Annotated in this window: 12 protein-coding genes; 4 read left to right on the top strand and 8 right to left on the bottom strand. The window is 70.5% G+C overall.

Translation table 11 applies throughout. The features are described 5' to 3' along the window. Nucleotides 1–22 precede the first annotated feature (22 nt). Nucleotides 23–790 (top strand): ParA family protein, encoded by a 768-nt coding sequence (locus ACG00X_RS15235; RefSeq protein WP_394489044.1) that lies wholly within the window; start codon nt 23–25, stop codon nt 788–790. On the opposite strand, the gene ACG00X_RS15230 is transcribed toward ACG00X_RS15235, so the two are convergent. The 4 genes from ACG00X_RS15230 to ACG00X_RS15215 all read right to left on the bottom strand — a co-directional run bounded on the left by ACG00X_RS15230 (nt 776) and on the right by ACG00X_RS15215 (nt 9,321). Further along, nucleotides 776–3,628, bottom strand: coding sequence for a M16 family metallopeptidase (locus ACG00X_RS15230; RefSeq protein ID WP_394489043.1), 2,853 nt, complete (start codon nt 3,626–3,628; stop codon nt 776–778). The two genes, ACG00X_RS15235 and ACG00X_RS15230, sit on opposite strands and share 15 nt — an antisense overlap. Before the next feature lie 82 nt (nt 3,629–3,710). Continuing rightward, nucleotides 3,711–4,694 (bottom strand): AEC family transporter, encoded by a 984-nt coding sequence (locus tag ACG00X_RS15225; protein ID WP_394489042.1) that lies wholly within the window; start codon nt 4,692–4,694, stop codon nt 3,711–3,713. A 102-nt stretch (nt 4,695–4,796) separates the two neighbouring features. Next, the gene (locus ACG00X_RS15220) at nt 4,797–6,662 is read right to left on the bottom strand and encodes an ATP-binding protein (protein WP_394489041.1); all 1,866 of its coding nucleotides are present in this window, start codon (nt 6,660–6,662) and stop codon (nt 4,797–4,799) included. Between the two features lie 52 nt (nt 6,663–6,714). Next, nucleotides 6,715–9,321 (bottom strand): DNA topoisomerase III, encoded by a 2,607-nt coding sequence (locus ACG00X_RS15215; protein ID WP_394489040.1) that lies wholly within the window; start codon nt 9,319–9,321, stop codon nt 6,715–6,717. A gap of 117 nt (nt 9,322–9,438) precedes the next feature. Between ACG00X_RS15215 and ACG00X_RS15210 the strand changes: the two genes are divergently transcribed. The 3 genes from ACG00X_RS15210 to ACG00X_RS15200 are packed head-to-tail and all read left to right on the top strand — an operon-like array spanning nt 9,439 to nt 11,313. Then, complete coding sequence (locus ACG00X_RS15210; RefSeq protein WP_394489039.1) at nt 9,439–9,903, top strand: SET domain-containing protein; 465 nt, start codon at nt 9,439–9,441, stop codon at nt 9,901–9,903. A 4-nt stretch (nt 9,904–9,907) separates the two neighbouring features. After that, the gene (locus tag ACG00X_RS15205) at nt 9,908–10,639 is read left to right on the top strand and encodes a biotin--[acetyl-CoA-carboxylase] ligase (protein ID WP_394489038.1); all 732 of its coding nucleotides are present in this window, start codon (nt 9,908–9,910) and stop codon (nt 10,637–10,639) included. Then, the gene (locus ACG00X_RS15200; RefSeq protein WP_394489037.1) at nt 10,639–11,313 is read left to right on the top strand and encodes a hypothetical protein; all 675 of its coding nucleotides are present in this window, start codon (nt 10,639–10,641) and stop codon (nt 11,311–11,313) included. Before ACG00X_RS15205 ends, ACG00X_RS15200 begins: the two co-directional genes overlap by 1 nt. Here the strand turns inward: ACG00X_RS15200 and ACG00X_RS15195 are convergent. From ACG00X_RS15195 to glnE, 4 genes are all read right to left on the bottom strand, one after another. Beyond that, on the bottom strand, nt 11,296–13,335 hold the full coding sequence (locus tag ACG00X_RS15195; RefSeq protein WP_394489036.1) for a S8 family serine peptidase: 2,040 nt from the start codon (nt 13,333–13,335) through the stop codon (nt 11,296–11,298). The genes ACG00X_RS15200 and ACG00X_RS15195 overlap by 18 nt on opposite strands. A gap of 192 nt (nt 13,336–13,527) precedes the next feature. Further along, entirely contained in the window at nt 13,528–14,127 is a 600-nt protein-coding gene (locus ACG00X_RS15190) for a hypothetical protein (RefSeq protein ID WP_394489035.1), read from the bottom strand. 91 nt (nt 14,128–14,218) lie between these two features. Next, nucleotides 14,219–14,818, bottom strand: coding sequence for a rhombosortase (gene rrtA, locus ACG00X_RS15185; protein ID WP_394489034.1), 600 nt, complete (start codon nt 14,816–14,818; stop codon nt 14,219–14,221). Further along, nucleotides 14,811–17,594, bottom strand: a complete 2,784-nt coding sequence (glnE, locus tag ACG00X_RS15180; RefSeq protein WP_394489033.1) for a bifunctional [glutamate--ammonia ligase]-adenylyl-L-tyrosine phosphorylase/[glutamate--ammonia-ligase] adenylyltransferase — start codon at nt 17,592–17,594, stop codon at nt 14,811–14,813. Before glnE ends, rrtA begins: the two co-directional genes overlap by 8 nt. Nucleotides 17,595–17,635: the final 41 nt, after the last annotated feature.

Here is a 17,635-nt window from a genome sequence, read left to right as displayed (position 1 = left end):
CATTCCGAAGGAGGAAACGGCGATGCGGCGAGTCGTGTTCAACCAGAAGGGTGGCGTGGGCAAGTCCACGATCACAAGCAACCTGGCGGCCATTGCCGCCGCGCAGGGGCAGCGGGTGCTGGTCATCGACCTGGACTGCCAGGGCAACACGACGCGCTATCTGCTGGGCGATGCCGCCGACGACACGCCGCCCGGTTCGGCGGAGTTCTTCGAATCGACGCTGCGATTCAGCGTGCGCACGCAGCCCACCGGCGAATTCATCGTCGAGACGCCGTGGGAACACCTGCACCTGATGCCCGCCAGCGCCGCGCTGGACGAACTGCACGGCAAGCTGGAGAGCCGCTACAAGATCTACAAGCTGCGCGATGCGCTGCAGGCGCTGGCCGACGACTACGACGAGATCTGGATCGACACCCCGCCGGCGCTGAACTTCTACACGCGCTCGGCGCTGATCGCCGCGCAGGGCTGCCTGATCCCGTTCGACTGCGACGATTTCTCGCGCCGCGCGCTGTATGGGCTGCTGGAAGCCGTGCAGGAGATCCAGGCCGACCACGCGCCCGAGCTGCATGTGGAGGGAATCATCGTCAACCAGTTCCAGGCACGCGCGTCGCTGCCGCAGCGTGTCGTGCAGGAACTGCTGGACGAGGGCCTGCCCGTGCTGGAGCCGTATCTCTCCAGCAGCGTCAAGGTCAAGGAGTCGCACGAGCTGTCGCGGCCCATGATCCACCTCGACCCGCGCCACAAGCTCACGCAGGAGCTCGTGGCGCTGTACGAATCACTGGGCGGCTGACGTCGCCTCGGCCCGGCCTTCGGCACCGAGCACCGCCGGCTTGCGGCCGATGGCCTCCAGCTGCGGCTGCACCTTGGCCTTGTCGCCCACGGCCACGACGATGAGCTGGGCCGGGTCCAGCCGCTCCTTCGCGGCCTTCAGCGCCGAGGCGGCCGTGACCGCGCCATACTTCTTCGGCAGGTCGGTGATGGCCGCGAGCGGCTGGCCGGCGGACCAGTTGCCCGCATAGCCGTTGACGACGGCGACGTTGGTATCGAACAGGCCCGGCAGCGACAGCAGCTGCGCATTGCGCACCCGGTTCAGCTCGGCCGCGCCCATGGGCTTGGCACGCATGCCTTCGATCTCCTTCCACATGTCCACCAGAGCGGCGCCGGTCACGTCGGTGCGCACACTGCCGCGAATGCCGAACTGGCCGCGCTCGCGGCCCAGCGTGTAGCCCGAGTAGATGCCGTAGGTGTAGCCCTTGACCTCGCGCAGCTGCGTGTTGATGCGCGAGGTGAACAGGCCGCCCAAAGCGGCGTTCATGACCTTCAGCGAGGCCGTGTCAGGCGCGCCGGCGAACGGCCCGGGGGCGACGACGGCCAGCGCCGTCTGCGGTGCGCCGGGCTTGTCGACCAGCACCGTGCGCGCCGCCACCGGCCGGGCGGGCGGCAGCCGCGTGTCGGCCGGCGCCGCGCCCTCGCCCTGCCAGGCGCCGAACAGCGGCTCCACCAGCGCACGCAGCTCGGCCTCGCTCAGGTCGCCGGCGACGACCAGCGCCGCGCGCTCCGGCCGGTAGTGGGCCTGCCAGAAGCCCCGCAGTGCGGTGGCGTCGATGGCCCGGATGCTGGCCTCGGTGCCCAGCGCATTGGCGGCGAGCGGATGGCCCTCGCCGTAGGTGACGCGGTTGCCCACGGCATTGGCCAGCAGCGGCGCCTGCTCGCGCTGTTGCGCCAGCGCGGCCAGGCGCTGCGCCTTGATGCGCTCGATGTCGGCGTTGGCGAAGGCCGGGTGCAGCGCCAGGTCGGCCAGCAGCGCGAAGCCCTCCCGGGCGGCCGCCTTGCGGCCCGAGAAATCCACACGCGCTTCTTCAGGCCCGGCCTGGGCGGTCAGCGTGGCCCCCAGCAGCGCGCTGCCTTCGGCGATCTGCTGGGCGCTGCGTGTCGTCGTGCCCTCGGGCAGCATGGCCGCCGTGAAGCCGGCCAGGCCGGGCTTGTCGGCCGGGTTCACCGCCTGGCCGGCGCGCAGCACGAGGCTGGCGCTGACGAGCGGCAGGCCCGGCTTGGGCGAGTGGATGACCGTCAGCCCGTTGGCGAGCGTGAAGCTCTGCGCCGCCGGCAGCGTCAGCGGCTTGGCCTTGGCCGCCGCGGGCGGCTTGGCGCGCCAGGCCTCCGGCGCGTTCAGCGCCTCGCGCTCGCCCTTGGCGACCTGGGTCGGCATGGGCGGGGTGGGCACCTCGGCCGCCAGCACCTGCTCACCGGGCTTGGCGATGACGACGACGCGGCGTTGCTTCTGCAGGTACCGCGCGACGGTGGCGCTGACGTCGGCCGGCGCCAGCGCGGCATAACGCGCCAGGTCCTGGCCCACATAGCCGGGGTCGCCGGCCATCTGGTTGTAGTGGTTGACGAGGTCGGCCAGCGAAGTGACCTTCTCCATGCGCTGCAGCAGCTGCGTCTCGATGGTGGCGCGGGCCTGCGCGACCTCGGCGGGCGTCGGCGGCTCCTTGGCCAGGCGCTCGATCTCGGCGTCGACAAGCGTCTCGATGTCGTCCAGCGACGCGCCGGGGCGGGCCACGACCTCGATGTCGAACACCGAACTCAACGACTGCGAGCCCTGGCTGACCTGCACGCTCTGCGCCAGCTGCTTGTCGCGCACCAGCAGGCCGTAGAGCCGGCTGGCCTTGCCGCCGCCCAGCACGTGGGCCGCGATGTCCAGCTCGGCGTCCCCGGGCTTGAACATGGCCGGTGTGTGCCAGGACAGGTTGAGCCGGCCGAGCTCGATGCGGTCCGTCACGACGAGGCGGCGCTCAGCGGTGATCTCGGGCGTGGCCACCTGCACCTCGGGCGGCTTGGGGCCTGCCTTCAGCGTGCCGAAGTACTTCTGCACCAGCGCCTTGGCCTCCTTGGGATCGAAGTCGCCGGCCAGCACCAGCGTCGCGTTGTTGGGCCGGTAATAGGTGCGGGCGAAGTCCTTCACGTCCTTGAGCTGGATGCTCTGGATGTCGGCGTGCGAGCCGATGACGGATGCACGGTAGGGGTGGCCCTCGGGGAACAGCGCCTGGTAGGCGGCCTCCTCGACGACGCCGTAGGGGCGGTTCTCGACGCTCTGGCGGCGCTCGTTGCGCACGACGTCCTGCTGGTTGGCCAGCGACACGGCGTCGATCTCGTCGAACATCCAGCCCAGCATGTCGGCCTTCAGCCACAGGCCCATGGCGAGCTGATTGGACGGCAGCGTGAAGAAGTAGTTCGTGCGGTCGAAGTTGGTGGAGCCGTTGGCGTCGGTGCCCCCGGCGGCGTCGACGAATTTGTCGAACTCACCGCGCGGCACGTGGCGGCTGCCGGCGAACATCAGGTGCTCGAAGAGGTGGGCAAAGCCTGTCTGCCCCTTGGCCTCGTTGCGCGGCCCGGCGTGCACCCACAGGTTGAAAGCCACCAGCGGCAGGCGATGGTCCTCGACGAGGATGACCTCGAAGCCATTGGTCAGCGTGAACTTCTCGTGGCGGATGGCGAGCCGGCCGGCCTCCGCGCTGACGGCGCCCTGCGGCGCCACGGCAGCGGCGGGAGCGGCCCAGGCGGGCAGGGACAGCGCGCCGGCCAGGGCCAGCAACGTGACGAGTCGGCGAGGGGCGGGAGCATTCATGGGCTTCAAGTCCTGACAGTGATGCATCGAATGGGGGCGCGCGGCATGTGGGTAGGCGCGTGAGGTCAGCCGGCGGCCGCTTTCACCATGGCGAGATCCAGGCCAGCAGCGCGAGCCAGATCGGCGCCGTGCCGACGTAGAGCACGGTGGACAGCACCGTGGCGGCGGTGACTTCCGGCTCCATCGTGCGGTAGCGCTGCGCGAAGATCAGCGCGTTGGAGCCCGTGGGCAGCGCGGCCAGCATGACGATGACGGCCAGCGGCAGGCCCTGCAGGCCCAGCAGCCAGTGCGCGATGCCGAAGACGACAGCCGGCATGAGCAGCAGCTTGGCCGACACCAGCCCCGACAGCCCCCGCCACGAGCGCGGCCAGCCGTAATAGGCCAGCGACATGCCGATCAGTGTCAGGCACAGCGGCACGACGGCCGTGCCGAGGTTCTGCAGCACTTCGTCGAGCACGGCAGGCAGCGGCCAGCCCGTCGCGTTCCAGGTCAGGCCGGCCAGCACCGGCAGCACGACGGGGTGGATGACGGTGTTGCGCACCGTCTGCACCAGCGTGGAACGGAAGGACCGCGAACTGCGGCCGCGCGCCACGTCCAGCTCCACGAGCGCGGTCAGCAGCGTCAGGATGGTCAGCGAGTGCAGGCTGACGACGGCGATGTGGATGGCCAACCCCTGCTCGCCGAACACGCCGGCCGCCACCGGCACGCCCACCTGCAGCGTGTTGCCGAACCCCGCCGTGATGGCCTTGACGCTGGGCAGCGTGACCGGCTCGCCCGGCCGCAGCCGCCAGCGCTCGAACAGGTAGATGAACGCCACCAGCACCAGCACCGGCACGAAGAAGGCGAACAGGAAGGCCCAGGGCAGTGCCGCCGTGTCCAGCCGCGCCGTCGTGCGGAACAGCAGCGCGGGCACGAAGATGTAGAAGGCCGCGTTGCCCAGCACGCGGGCGGGGTCGCCGTCGCTGCCCGCCGCGCCGCCGCCCAGCCAGCGCATGCGCCCCACTGCCCAGCCGATGGCCACGGCCACCAGGATGGCCAGCAGCTTGAACGCAATGGCCCAGGTCATCTCAGTGTTTTGCGGACAGAGCGCCGGGCCGCTCCCAAGCCGGCCCGCGTCGGTCAGGTGCGCGCGCGTTCAGCGCCGCGCGATTGGACGAGGGGCTCACAGTCACGCGAGTGGCAACCTCAACTCAAAACTGAACCGGCTGCCCTGCCCGGCGGTGCTCTGCACGACGATCTGGCTGCCCATCAGTTTGACGAGCTGCTGGCTGATGGACAGGCCCAGGCCCGTGCCGCCCAGGTGCCGCGAGTCCTCGGACACCTGCTCGAAGGCCTGGAACAGCCGCGCCTGCTGGGCCGCCGTCATGCCGATGCCGCTGTCGATGACGCTGAAGTACACACGCACCTGGCCGGGCACCGGCGGGTCGACGACACAGGCCGTGAGGCTGACCGCGCCGCCGTCGGTGAACTTGACGGCGTTGGACAGCAAGTTCAGCAACACCTGACGCAGCCGCTGGCCATCCGCCAACACCTGGACCGGTAGGCGCGGGTCGATGTCGACGGCAAAGGCCAGCTGCTTCTGCTCGGCCTTCAGTCGCACGTTGTCGCTGGCCATCTCCAGCAGCGCGCGCAAGTCCACCGGCATGGGCTTGAGGATCACCTTGCCAGCCTCGATGGCGGCCATGTCCAGCACGTCGTTGATGAGTTCCAGCAGATGCAGGCCCGAGTCACGCATCAGCTGCAGCCGCGCCTGCTGCGGCACGGGCATGCTGGGGTCCATCTGCATCAGCTGCGCAAAGCCGAGGATGGCGTTGAGCGGCGTGCGGAACTCGTGGCTCATCGTTGCGAGGAACCGGCCCTTGGCCTGGTTGGCGGCCTCGGCCCGCAGCTTGGCCTCGCTGAGTTCGGCCGTGCGGTCGGCCACCAGGTCTTCGAGGTGGTCGCGGTGGCGCGTCAGCTCGGCTTCGGCCTGGCGGCGCAGCGAGATGTCGCTGACCATGCCTTCGATGCGCCGCTGGCCGCCTTCGCCCTCCACCCAGTGCGCGCTGAGTTCCACCCACAGCGGCCGCCCGGCGGCGCCGCGCAGCTGCAGTTGCGCCTGCTGGATCTTGCCCTGCTCGTTGAGCACTTTCACGACGCGCAGCATCTCGTCGCGCCGCAACCCCGTCACCTCGCGCAGCCGGCGCCCCACCAGGCTGTTCGTGCCCAGCCCCAGCATCTGCGTCAAGGCGCGGTTCATGCCGAGCACCCGCCCCTGCGCGTCCGCCTGGAAGATGCCTTCGGTCGCGTTCTCGAACAGGCTGCGGTAGCGCGCCTCGCTGGCACGCAGCCCCTGGGAGCTGAGCTGCACCTGGTCGGCCGCACTGCGCAGCTTCAGGCTCATGGCGTTGAAGCGCGTCGTCAGCTCACCGATCTCGTCGCGGCGCTCGACCTGCTCCTGCGCGCCCAGGTCGCCCGCGGCCACGCGCTGGGCTAGCGCGCCCAGCCGGGCGACGGGCCGGCGCACCAGCCAGTGCACCAGCAGCGAGGTCGCGACGATGCTGCCCACCAGCACGACCGCCAGCAGTTCGACGACAAAGAGCCGCGTGCGGCGGATCTGCTCATCGACGCGGCCCCGGGTGAAGGTCAGCACGGCCGAGGCGATCGGCGCGCCGGTGGCTTCGGCCGAGGCCTGGTAGTGAATGGGGAACTCACGCCGCAGTGGCCCCACCGGCGGATGGTCGCGTTCGCGATGCCCCTGACCGCCGCGCAACCCCAGGCCCTTGAGCTCGATGGCATGCACCTCGGGGTCGGCCATGACGGCGTCCAGCAGGTTCTCGATGGCCACGTGGTCGAGGTTCCAGATCGGCCCGGCAAAGCCGCGCTCAATCAGCCCGGCCATGCGGTCCTCGCGCTGCCGCAGCGCCTGCATGAGCTCGTCCTCCTCGTAGGACGTCCAGCTCCAGCCGACCGCCAGCACGAGCAGACTCACCACCAGGGCGATGCCCGCCGTCAGGCGCGTCTGTATGCCGATGCTCAACGGCGGCCAGGCCATCCGCGCTCCCTTTGACCCGCCGACGGGGCGTCAAGGACGAGCATAGGCGCAATCAGCCCTTGGCCGCAGCCGTCTTCCGGGCTGCAGCCTTCTTGGCCGGCGCGGCCTTGCCAGCCGGCTTGCCGGCGCGCGGTTCGAACTCGAACACGACCTTGCCTTCCTTCTTGTCGTAAGCCAGGAAGGCCTTGAACTTGCGCCGCGTCTTGTTGGAGACGAAGTTCTCGAGCAGGTCGGTCTTGCCGTCGGCCAGCAGCTTGGTCACCTGGGCTGGCTCGATAGGCTGGGTCAGGATGACCTTGCCGGTCTTGAAGTCGCAGGTCACCTTCTCGCCCACCGAGTGCTCGCAGACGTAGTTGGCGCCGTGCTCGTAGACATGGCCCTGGCACTTGGGGCAGGCGCCCAGGCTTTGCTGGGCGGAGAAGTCCACCGGCTCGCCATCGTTCTCGGCCTTCTTGGCGTCCTCGCCGAAGTCGAACTCCAGCTTCCAGTTGGCGATCTCGTCGTCGTAGACCAGCGCCAGCTCGGCCGTGAACGGCCAACCCGCCTTGGAGCGGAAGCCCTCCAGCGGGCCGATCTTCTTGTCCCGCAGGAAGGTCTCCACCTCGGCCAGCTCGAAGCTGCGGCCGCCGGGGATCTTGCCGATGCTGAAGCCGCAGGCGTCGTCGCCGCCACCGCTCTTGCCGTTGCAGGTGAAGCGGCGGTAGTTCTCGCGCACGATGCCGCCGCACTTGGGGCACGGGGCCTTCAGCGTCGCGTAGTCGCCGGGGATGGTGTCGCGGTCATAGCCCTTGGCCTTGGCGACCATCTTCTCGGTCATTGCCGCGATCTCGGCCATGAACTGCTCGCGCTTGAGCTTGCCCTTCTCCATCGCGGCGAGCTTGGACTCCCAGTCGCCGGTCAGCTCGGGCTTGGTCAGGTCTTCCACCTCCAGGCCGCGCAGCAACGTCATCAGCTGGAAGGCCTTGGCCGTCGGGATCAGCTCGCGGCCTTCGCGCAGCATGTATTTCTCGGTGATCAGGCCTTCGATGGTGGCGGCGCGCGTGGCCGGCGTGCCCAGGCCCTTCTCGGCCATGGCCTCGCGCAGCTCATCGTCGTCGATGAGCTTGCCGGCGCCTTCCATGGCGCTCAGCAGCGTCGCTTCGGTGTAGCGGGCGGGCGGCTTGGTCTGCAGCGCCTTGACGTCCACGCTCTCGGTGCGCACGACCTCGTTCGGCTGCACCGGCACGAGGTTGGCGTCCTCGTCGTCCACGTCCTTGCCGTAGACGGCCAGCCAGCCCGGCTTCACCAGCACCTTGCCGTTGGTCTGGAAGTGATGCTTGTCCAGAACCTTGGAGATGCGCGTCGTGACCAGGAACTCCGCCGGCGGGAAGAACACCGCCAGGAAGCGCTTGACGACCATGTCGTAGAGCTTGGCCTCCACCTCGGTCAGCGCCTTGGGCGCCTGCAGCGTCGGGATGATGGCGAAGTGGTCCGACACCTTGGCGTTGTCGAAGACCTTCTTCGTCGGCTTGATGTAACCCTCCTTGAGGGCCTTGGCCGCGTGCTGCGACAGCGCCGCCAGCGGGCCGGGCAGGTCTTCCTGCGCCAGCATCTTGGCCGTGTCCTTGGCCACGGCCAGGTAGTCCTCGGGCAGGAAGCGCGAGTCCGTCCGCGGGTAGGTCAGCACCTTGTGCTTCTCATACAGCGCCTGCGCGATGGACAGCGTCGTCTTGGCCGAGAAGCCGAAGCGCGAGTTGGCCTCGCGCTGCAGCGTCGTCAGGTCGTAGAGGCCGCCGCAGCTCGTCGTGCTGGGCTTGCTCTCTTCCGTCACCACGGCCGGCTGGCCCAGCACCGCCTTGGCGATCTCGTCGGCCTGGGCTTGCGTCCAGAGCCGGTCGGCGCGGCGCTCGGCGTCGTCGTTCTTCTTCCACGCCGGGTCGAACCACTTGCCCTCGTACTGGCCGGCCTGGGCGTCGAAGTTGGCGCGCAGCTCCCAGTAGTCGCGGGCGACGTGCTTGCGGATCTTCTCTTCGCGCTCCACGACGACCGACAGCGTCGGCGTCTGCACGCGGCCCACCGTGGTCAGGAAGAAACCGCCGTCGCGCGAGTTGAAGGCCGTCATCGCGCGCGTGCCGTTGATGCCCACCAGCCAGTCGGCCTCGGAGCGGCAGCGGGCGGCGTCGGCCAGCGGCAGCATCTGCTCGTCGCTGCGCAGCTTCTCGAAGCCCTCGCGGATGGCCGCAGGGGTCATGGACTGCAGCCACAGCCGCTGGATAGGCTTGTTGAGCTTGCCCTTGGCCGGCTGCGCGTACTGCTCGATCAGACGGAAGATCAGCTCGCCCTCGCGGCCCGCGTCACAGGCGTTGATGAGCGCCGTCACGTCCTTGCGACGGATCAGCTTGGTCAGCGCGTTGAGCCGCCCCTTGTTCTTGTCGATGGGGTTGAGATCGAAGTGCGGCGGGATCACCGGCAGGTTGGCAAAGCTCCACTTGCCGCGCTTGACGTCGAACTCCTCGGGAGCGGCGATCTCCACGAGGTGGCCCACGGCGGAGCTGACGACGTACTGCTCGTTCTCGAAGTAATCGTCGTGCTTGTCGAACTTGCCGGCCACGGGAGTCAGCGCCCGCACGATGTCCTGCGCGACGGAGGGCTTCTCCGCAATGATCAGTGTCTTGCTCATCAGGTCTGTCTCTTCGTTCTTCCCGGCCGGGGACACCAAATCCCCTGCCTACAATCCGGGCCTCGCGCGCATGCCCACGCACGCGCGCACCCATGAAATCACCGTACCACAGCGCCGATGACGCCTAAAACCCCCCGCCGCAAGATCGAGGTCCGAGATTCCGGCGTGCACGGCCGGGGCGTCTATGCGGTGGCGCCGATCGCGGCGGGCACCAAGATCATCGAGTACACCGGCGAGCGCATCACCTGGGACGTGGCGGTAGACCGCCACCCCCACGACCCGGCGCAGCCCAACCACACGTTCTACTTCCACCTCGACGGCGGCCTCGTCATCGACGCGCTGTACGGCGGCAACGATTCGCGCTGGATCAACCATGCGTGCGAGCCCAACTGCGAGGCCGACGAGGTGGACGGGCGCGTGTTCATCCACGCGCTGCGCGACATCGAGCCCGGCGAGGAGCTGTTCTACGACTACGGCCTGGTGCTGGACGAGCGCCACACGGCCAAGGTCAAGAAGCAGTTCGCCTGCTGGTGCGGCGCGGCCACCTGCCGCGGCACGATGCTGGCGCCCAAGCGACGCTGACACGATGGAGCGGCGCCACCTCGACGAATGCGGCTCGACCAACACCGACGCGCTGCAGCATCTGCGTGAAGGCGGCGGCCCGCTGCTGCTGTCGGCCACGCGCCAGACGGCCGGCCGCGGGCGCCTGGGCCGCGCCTGGCAGAGCCAGCCTGCCCAGGAAGGCGCCGCCCTGACCTTCTCGCTGGCCCTGCCGCTGCCGGCCGAGCTGGATCTGTCAGGCCTGTCGCTGGCGGTGGGCTGCACGGTGGCCGAGGTGCTGGACCCATCGGCCGAGCGCATCCGCCTGAAGTGGCCCAACGACTTGTTCCTGGACGGCGCCAAGCTGGGCGGCATCCTCATCGAGACCGTGCCGCTGCCGGGCCAGTTGCGCGGTGTCGTCATCGGCATCGGCCTGAACCTGCAGCCGCTGCCCCCCGAGGCCGACCGCCAGGCCTTCGCCAGCGGCCACGCCGCGCTGGCCACGCTGGACCCCACCGCCACCGCCGCCACCACGCTGGACCGCCTGGCGCCGGCGCTGCGCGCGCTGCTGGCGGATTTCCAGACGCTGGGCTTTGCGCCCTGGCAGGCCGCCTTCGCGCGGCGTGACCTCACGGCCGGCGAGCGCGTGCGCGTCGGCGAACAGCTGGGCATCGCCCGTGGCGTGACGCTGCGCGGCGAACTGCTGCTCGAAACCCCCACCGGTCCTGTGGCCATCAGTGCCGGCGAGCTGAGTCTGCGATTGGAGAAGTCCCCTTGATGCGCCTCGTCGTGATCCTGCTGCTGGCAGCCAACGGGCTGTTCTTCGTCTGGTCCCAGGGCTGGCTCGACAGCGTGACGGGTCTGCCGGCCCACGCAGGCCACGAGCCGCAGCGGGTCGAGAACCAGCAGCACCCCGAGCGCATCCAGCCGCTGGGCGCCAGCGCCGTGGCCGCGCTCGCCCAGTTCAGCTGCCTGGAACTCGGCCCGCTGGACACCGACGCCGCGCTGACCGCTGCACAAACGGCACTGAAGAACGCCGGCGCCGAGTTCCAGCAGCGCAGCGCCGACCTGCCCGGCGTGTGGGTGGTGGCCACCATCAAGCTCGCCGACCCCGAGTTCCGCGCCCGCAAGGAAGCCACCTACAAGCAGCTGCGCATCCCGTTCGAGCCGCTGGACGGCCTGCCCGCCGAGCAGCCGGCCTTCGTGCTCAGCCGCCACCCCAGCGAGGCCGAAGCCGCCGCCGAGGCAGCCGCGCTGGACCGCCGCGGCCTGAAGGGGCTGCGCGTGCTGACGCTGAAGGCGCCGCAAGCCCGCTACACGCTGGTCGTCACCCAGGCCGACGGCCTGCTCACCGGCCGGCTCAAGGGCAGCAAGGACCCGGCCCTGGCGGCCGGCTTCAAGGCCTGCGCGCCGGCAACGGCCACATCAGCCGCTTCAGCGGCGTCCAGCTGACCGCCTGGTGCGCTGGCGCGGCAAGCCCAGTGCCGCCAGCGTCAGCCACGCCAGCCAGACGGCGCTCACCGCGCCCCCGCCGCCGCCCGACGAGGAGGTCTCCGTCGTCGTCCCGCTCGTCGGCGCCGACCCGGTCACGTTGACCGTGGCGGTCTGGTGATAGACGGTGCCGAGGTTGTCGGTGGCATCGGCGCGCACGGTGAAGGTGCCGCCGCCCGTGGGAACGATGGTCGCGCTGGTGGTGTTGGACGACGCGAAGCTGCCGACGATGCCGCCGCTCGCCACGACCACCCACGCCGTGGAGACGATGGCGCGGTTGCTCGGCAGGCCGATGGCGCTCGCCGTCAAGGTCAGCGTCTGGCCGCTCTGCAGACTGCGGGCCGGCGACTCGGTCAGCAGCAGCGCACCGCCACTGAGCTCCAGCGCCCTCGCGACCGCCCCGGCCGCATCCGCCATGCCCGCGCCGCAGGTGGTGGTGGTGCAGTAGCACTCGCCCTGGGCCACGCCGCTCGGCGCCTGGCACTGCAGCAGCCCGGGCTCACCACTCGACGGGAACGGGCGCGCGGTGCGCTTGAGGATGTCGGCCGCCTCCGCCGCGGTGAGGCCCGGCCGCACCGAAGCCATCAAGCCCACGATGCCGCTGACGATGGGGGTGGCGAAACTCGTGCCGACCGACGGCTTGCTGCCCGTGTAGGCGTCGTCTGCAGCCACCGGTGTCGTCGTGCCGCTGTTGGTCGTGCTGACCATGGGGTAGAGGCAGGGCTGGCTGGTGCCGGCATTCACGCAGTTGCCGCCCGGCGCGGCGATCGACACGTCGGTGCCCACGCTGGAAAACCCGGCCCGTGTGCCCACATGCCGCAGCGCCGCCACCGTGATGACGTTGGCGCAATTGCCGGGCGCGCCCACGGCCATGCCCTCGGAGTTGCCCGCCGCCACCACGACGACGGCGCCGGCCGCGTTCACCTGTGCGATCGCCTCCCCATAGAGCGCGCTGCAGCTGCCGCTGCCGCCCAGGCTGAGGTTGAGCACCTTGGCCTTGTTCACGTTGGTCGGCAGGCCCGGCATGGCGATGCCGGCGGCCCACTTCATGCCGGCAATGATGTCGCTGTCGTAGCCCCCGCACTTGCCCAGCACGCGCACCGGCAGCAGCTTGAACCGGCCGACGCCGGCCATGCCGAGCCCGTTGTTCGCCACCGCCGCGAGCAGGCCGGACACGCGCGTGCCGTGCCATGAACTGCCGGCCACGTCGTCTGCCGTGCAGGTGCTGCCGAGCGAGCCGGCCGCCACCTCGGCGGACGTGACCCAGTCGCCGGGGTCGGCGGGGTCCGCGTCCGCCCCGTTGCCATCGTTGGCAATCACCGTGGCGATGCTGGCCGGGCTGTCGAAGCCGATCAAGTCGTATCCGCTGACGAACTGGCCGGCCAGGTCCGGGTGATCCAGGCGCACGCCGGTGTCCAGCACCGCGATGACGACGCCGGAAGACCCGGGCGTGATATCCCAGGCCGCCGGCGCGTTGATGCTGGACACGACGGCCGGGTTCAAGGCGCCGCCCGGCTTCTTCAGGTACCACTGGTCGATGACGCGGTCCTGCATGCCGGGGGAGCTGGTCTCGGCGCTGGGCGACTCGCCGCCGAACAGCGGGTCGTTGGGCAGCGCCAGGTGCTTGCGCCGCTGGTCCACCACGGCGAGCTCCACCTCGGGGTCGGCCGCCAGTTGCTGCGCAAGCTGCGCCGCCGACAAGCCGTGCGCCGTGACGACATGCGTGCGCTCGTCGAGGCTGCGGCCGGCGGTCAACACCCGCCCGGCCCGCCCACCCAACGCAGTGGCCCGCGCCTGCGCCACCTCGTGCGCCTCGGCGCGGCTGGCATTCGCACCCATGGCCTTGGCGCGCACGCTGCCAGCCTGCGGCTTGAAGCGCACGATGACGCGGGCCTCTCCATCGGCCGGCAACGGGGGCTGGGCCAGCACCGGCCCGGCCAGCACGGTGACGAGCGTGATCAGCAACAGGCGCGAGGACATCATGGCAACGACTCCCGGCGGTGATGAGGCACTCAGTTTAGAGGGCCGTCAACGCCGCGCCAGGCCCTAAGCCAGCCCTGGGACCGATGCGATCGGGCCGCCAGCCTGCCCTGGCAGCCGCAGGTCTTCCCCGTCTTCTCCGTCTTCTCCGCCAACCGCTGGAAGGCAGCGCAGCCAAGCAACGCGACCAGCGCCTCAGCGCCTGACGTACCGTGTCGCCGTCAGCTTGTCCGACACCGCGCTGGTCTTGTTGTCCACGTAGCCGCGGCTGCGCAGTTCGATGCGGATCTCGGCGTCGGACGGGAAAGCATCACGGCCCTTCTGGTGCACCACCCAGACGGTCTTGCACAGCATCGTCGCGTGGAAGTCGGCCATGCGCTCCAGCTCGCCGGGCTTGCTGATGACGGCCACCAGCATGCGTGCCGCCTTCACGTTGCCGGTCAGGCCATGCGAGAGCGCCTCGGCGAGCGCCGGGTCCAGCGTGCCGACGGTGGGGCCGATCAGCAGCGCCGGGTTCTCGGCGCTGACGCCCAGCTTGGCGGCCAGCGTGGGCGGCGGCGTCTGCAGCTTGGTCAGCCACTTGCCGGCCTCCTTCTCGCCCAGCCCCAGCGCGACCGCCTCGTCGGCGGCCTCGAAGCGCAGCTCGTCGCCGTCGACACGCAGGTTCTGCAGCGCCGCGATGTCCCACTTGCGCTTGAGCGCACCGCGCAGCACGACGGTGGTGGACTCCAGCAGGGCGGTGGCCTCGGCGGTCTCGGCGCCCACACGGGCGGTGCAAAGGGCTTCACGTCCCATCGTCGTTCTCTCTTTCCTGGTCTTGAACACGGGCCTGCAAGGGCGCGCCGCCCGCCGTGCATTCTCGGGCCTGGCGCCGGCTCGCCCGCGGTCAGGCGCTGTTGAGGCGGCGATGGGCCGCGAGCGCCGCCCACAGGCGCACCAGCCCCCAGCCGGCCACGCCCGCCATCACACCACTCAGATGCGCAAAGGGCGCCACGGCGAAATCAAAGCCCGGCGTGGGGCGCAGGGCCGGCCCCAGCGGATGCTCCGTCACGAGCTTGAGCAGGAGCCCGGCCGCGATGGCGGCACCGATCAGCGGGTCGCGGCCGCGTCGCGTCAGCAGCGTCAGCACGGCAATGGCAACCAGCGCGTGCAGCACGCCCGACAACCCGGCATAGCGCAGCAGGTCGGGCCGCAGCAGCAGCCCGAGTTGCGTGAGCGGCAGGGCGGCGAGCGCGGCGGCCACATCGCGCCGGCCCAGGTCGGCCCGCCAGCCCAGCAAGGCCAGCACCGCACAGCCGGCCAGGTTGGCCGCCAGATGCGTGAGCGAGAGATGCACGAAGGCCGCCGTGACGACGCGCCACGGCTCGGCGGCCAAGTGGGTGGGCCGCCAATCGAGCCGGTCCGACGGCAGCACGGCGACGAGCAGCGACAGCACCGCGAACGCGGCGCACAGCAGCAGCCAGCAGGTCGCGGCGCGCCTAGCCAAACACGGCCTGCCAGAGCGCCCTGACGGCCTCGCGATGCGGCTGCAGCGGCGCGCACGCGGCAACATCCAGCGCCGTCGATTCCTCGTTGAGCCTGGCCTTGTGCTGCACGCGGCGCAGCTCGCGGTAGGCCGTGGCCGCCGCCTCGCCCACCCCCGCCGGCAACAGCCCGAAGCTCTGCGCCAAGCGCAGCAGCGCGATGTTGCCGAGGTCGTCCTGCAGGCCCGGGTACGCCGCGGCATGCGCCAGCACGAGGTATTGCACGGCGAACTCCACGTCCATCATGCCGCCCTCGCTGTGCTTCACGTCGAAGAGCCCGTTCCTCACCGGCCGGGCGGAGCGCACCTTCTCGCGCATGGCCTGCACCTCGCGCTTGAGCGCCTCGGCGTCGCGCGGCGCCGTCAACACCTGGCGGCGCACGGCCTCGCAGCGTTCGGCCAGGCTCGGGTCACCGGCGCAGAAGCGCGCGCGTGTGATGGCCTGGTGTTCCCAGGTCCAGGCGGTGTTGCTGCCGCGGCCGGTCTGGTAGGCCTCGAAGTGGGCCAGCGACGTGACCAGCAGCCCCGAGTTGCCGTTGGGCCGCAGCGCGGTGTCGATGTCGAACAGCTCACCGGCCGCCGTGCGCAGCGTCAGCCAGTTAATGAGCCGGCGCACGAAGCCGCCGTAGATCTCGCTGGCGTTCTCATCGTCGTCGTCGAAGACGAACACCACGTCCAGGTCGCCGCCGTAGCCCAGCTCCTTGCCGCCCAGCTTGCCGTAGGCGATGACCGCCAGCCGGGGCTGCGGGCGGTGGGCCTTGGCGAACCTGGCCCAGGCCCAGGCAATGGCGATCTGCAGCACGGCGTCGGCGAGCGACGAGAGGTCGTCGGCCACCTGCTCGACGCTGAGGCAGCCCTCGACGTCGCGCACCAGCGTGCGAAAGACCTCCGCATGGTGGGCGCGGCGCAGCGTGTCCAGCAACGACTCCTCGTCCGCCTGGCCGCTGCGTGCCCAGCCCTGTTCGCGGTCACGCAGGTCCGCCAGGAAGGCGTCGCGGTCGAAGCGGGCCTGCAGCAGCAGCGGGTCGGCCAGCTCGTCGATGACGCCGGGATGCTGCATCAGGTAGCGCATGGGCCAGCGCGCCAGGCCCAGCAGCCGCAGCAGCCGTGCCTGCACCGCCGGGCGCTCGACCAGCAGCGCCAGATAACTCTCGCGCCGCAGCAGCGGCTCGACCCAGTCGACGAAGCGCACCGCCGCGTCGAGCGAGCACTCCTCGGCCTGCACCGCCTGCGCGGCGCGGTAGAACAGCTTGGCCAGCCGCTGGCGCGACTCCTCCCGCAAGCCCTGGACGCGCGGCGTCTCGGCCAGCGCCCGCACCGCCGTCGCCAGCGCGGGGGGCAGGCGCTGCAGGAAGTCCTCGCCATCCACCGTCGGCTTCGGGCCACCGCACTGGCCGCCCTTGCAGGCGCCGCCCGGCGGAGCGCCGTGCAGCAGCGCATCGAATTCCGTCGCCACCAGTTCGCGCACTTCGCCCAGTTGCTCGAACAGCTCGCAGCAGGCATCGGCCCCCCAGGGGTCTGCGCCCGGCGCCTGGCCGGTATTCGCCGCGTCCGGCGGCGCGTCGGCGCGCCAGCATTTCAGGCCCAGCGACGCGGCGATCCACGCCAGGTCGGCGTCGGCCTGCGGCAGGCAGTGGGTCTGCTGGTCGTCCAGGAACTGGATGCGGTGCTCCACACGACGCAGAAAAACGTAAGCATCGGTGAGCCGTTGCGCCGTCTCCGCCTTCATGAGCCCGCGCTCGGCCAGCCGGCCCAGCGCCTTGACGGTCGAGCGCGTGCGGATCTCGGGGAACTGCCCGCCGCGCACCACCTGCAGCAACTGCACGATGAACTCGATCTCGCGGATGCCGCCGCGCGACAGCTTCACGTCGTTGGCGCGCTCCGGGCGGCCGGCGGCACGCGCCTTGGCCTCGCTGCGGATCTTGCCGTGCAGCTGCCTCAGCCCCTCGAACACGCCGTAGTCGAGATAGCGGCGGTAGACAAAAGGGGCGACGAGATCGCGCAGCGCCAGCGTGCGCGGGTCAGCGGGCGAGCCCATGCCTGCCAGCGGCGCCACCACGCGGCTCTTCAGCCACGCGAAGCGCTCCCACTCCCGCCCCTGCACGAGGAAGTATTCCTCCAGCATCGCCAGGCTCACCACCGGCGGGCCGCTCTTGCCGTTGGGGCGCAGCGCCAGGTCGACGCGAAAGACCTGGCCGTCGTCGGTCACTTCGCCGATCAGCGCATACAGCCGCCGGGCCACGTTGGAGAAATACTCGTGCGCGCTGATCGGCCGCGGGCCCTGGGTCTCGCCGTCGTCCTCGTAGACGTAGATAAGGTCGATGTCGGACGACACGTTCAGCTCGCGCGCGCCGAGCTTGCCCATGCCGATGACCCAGAAGGCGATGTCCGCCCCGGCCGCCGTGCGGGGCGCGCCGTGCACCTCGTCGAGTTCGCTGCGTGCCGCGCCGAGCGCGCGGTCCAGCGTCACCTCGGCCAGGTGGGTCATGGCCAGCGTGACATCCGACACGCTGGCGCCCTGCTCGATGTCCAGCACCGCCAGCCGCTCCAGCACCAGGTGGCGGGCCACGCGCAAGGCGCTGGCCAGCGGCCGATCCGTGAGCAATTGCTCGATCAGTGCGTCGATGACGGCGCGATCCGGCAGCCCGGGCGGCAGCCGCGACAACTCCGCCGCATAGCGGCGGCGGACACGTTGCACATACCGGCTGTGTTCAGCAAAAACAGGAAACAGTTCGCTCATGACCCTGTGCTAGATTGCCCGCCGGCCGATCCCGGTTCTCC

Source organism: Pelomonas nitida (genome assembly GCF_043555975.1).
GTDB classification, from domain to species: Bacteria; Pseudomonadota; Gammaproteobacteria; order Burkholderiales; family Burkholderiaceae_C; genus Pelomonas; species Pelomonas nitida.
This window is presented reverse-complemented; position numbering and strand designations above follow the sequence as displayed.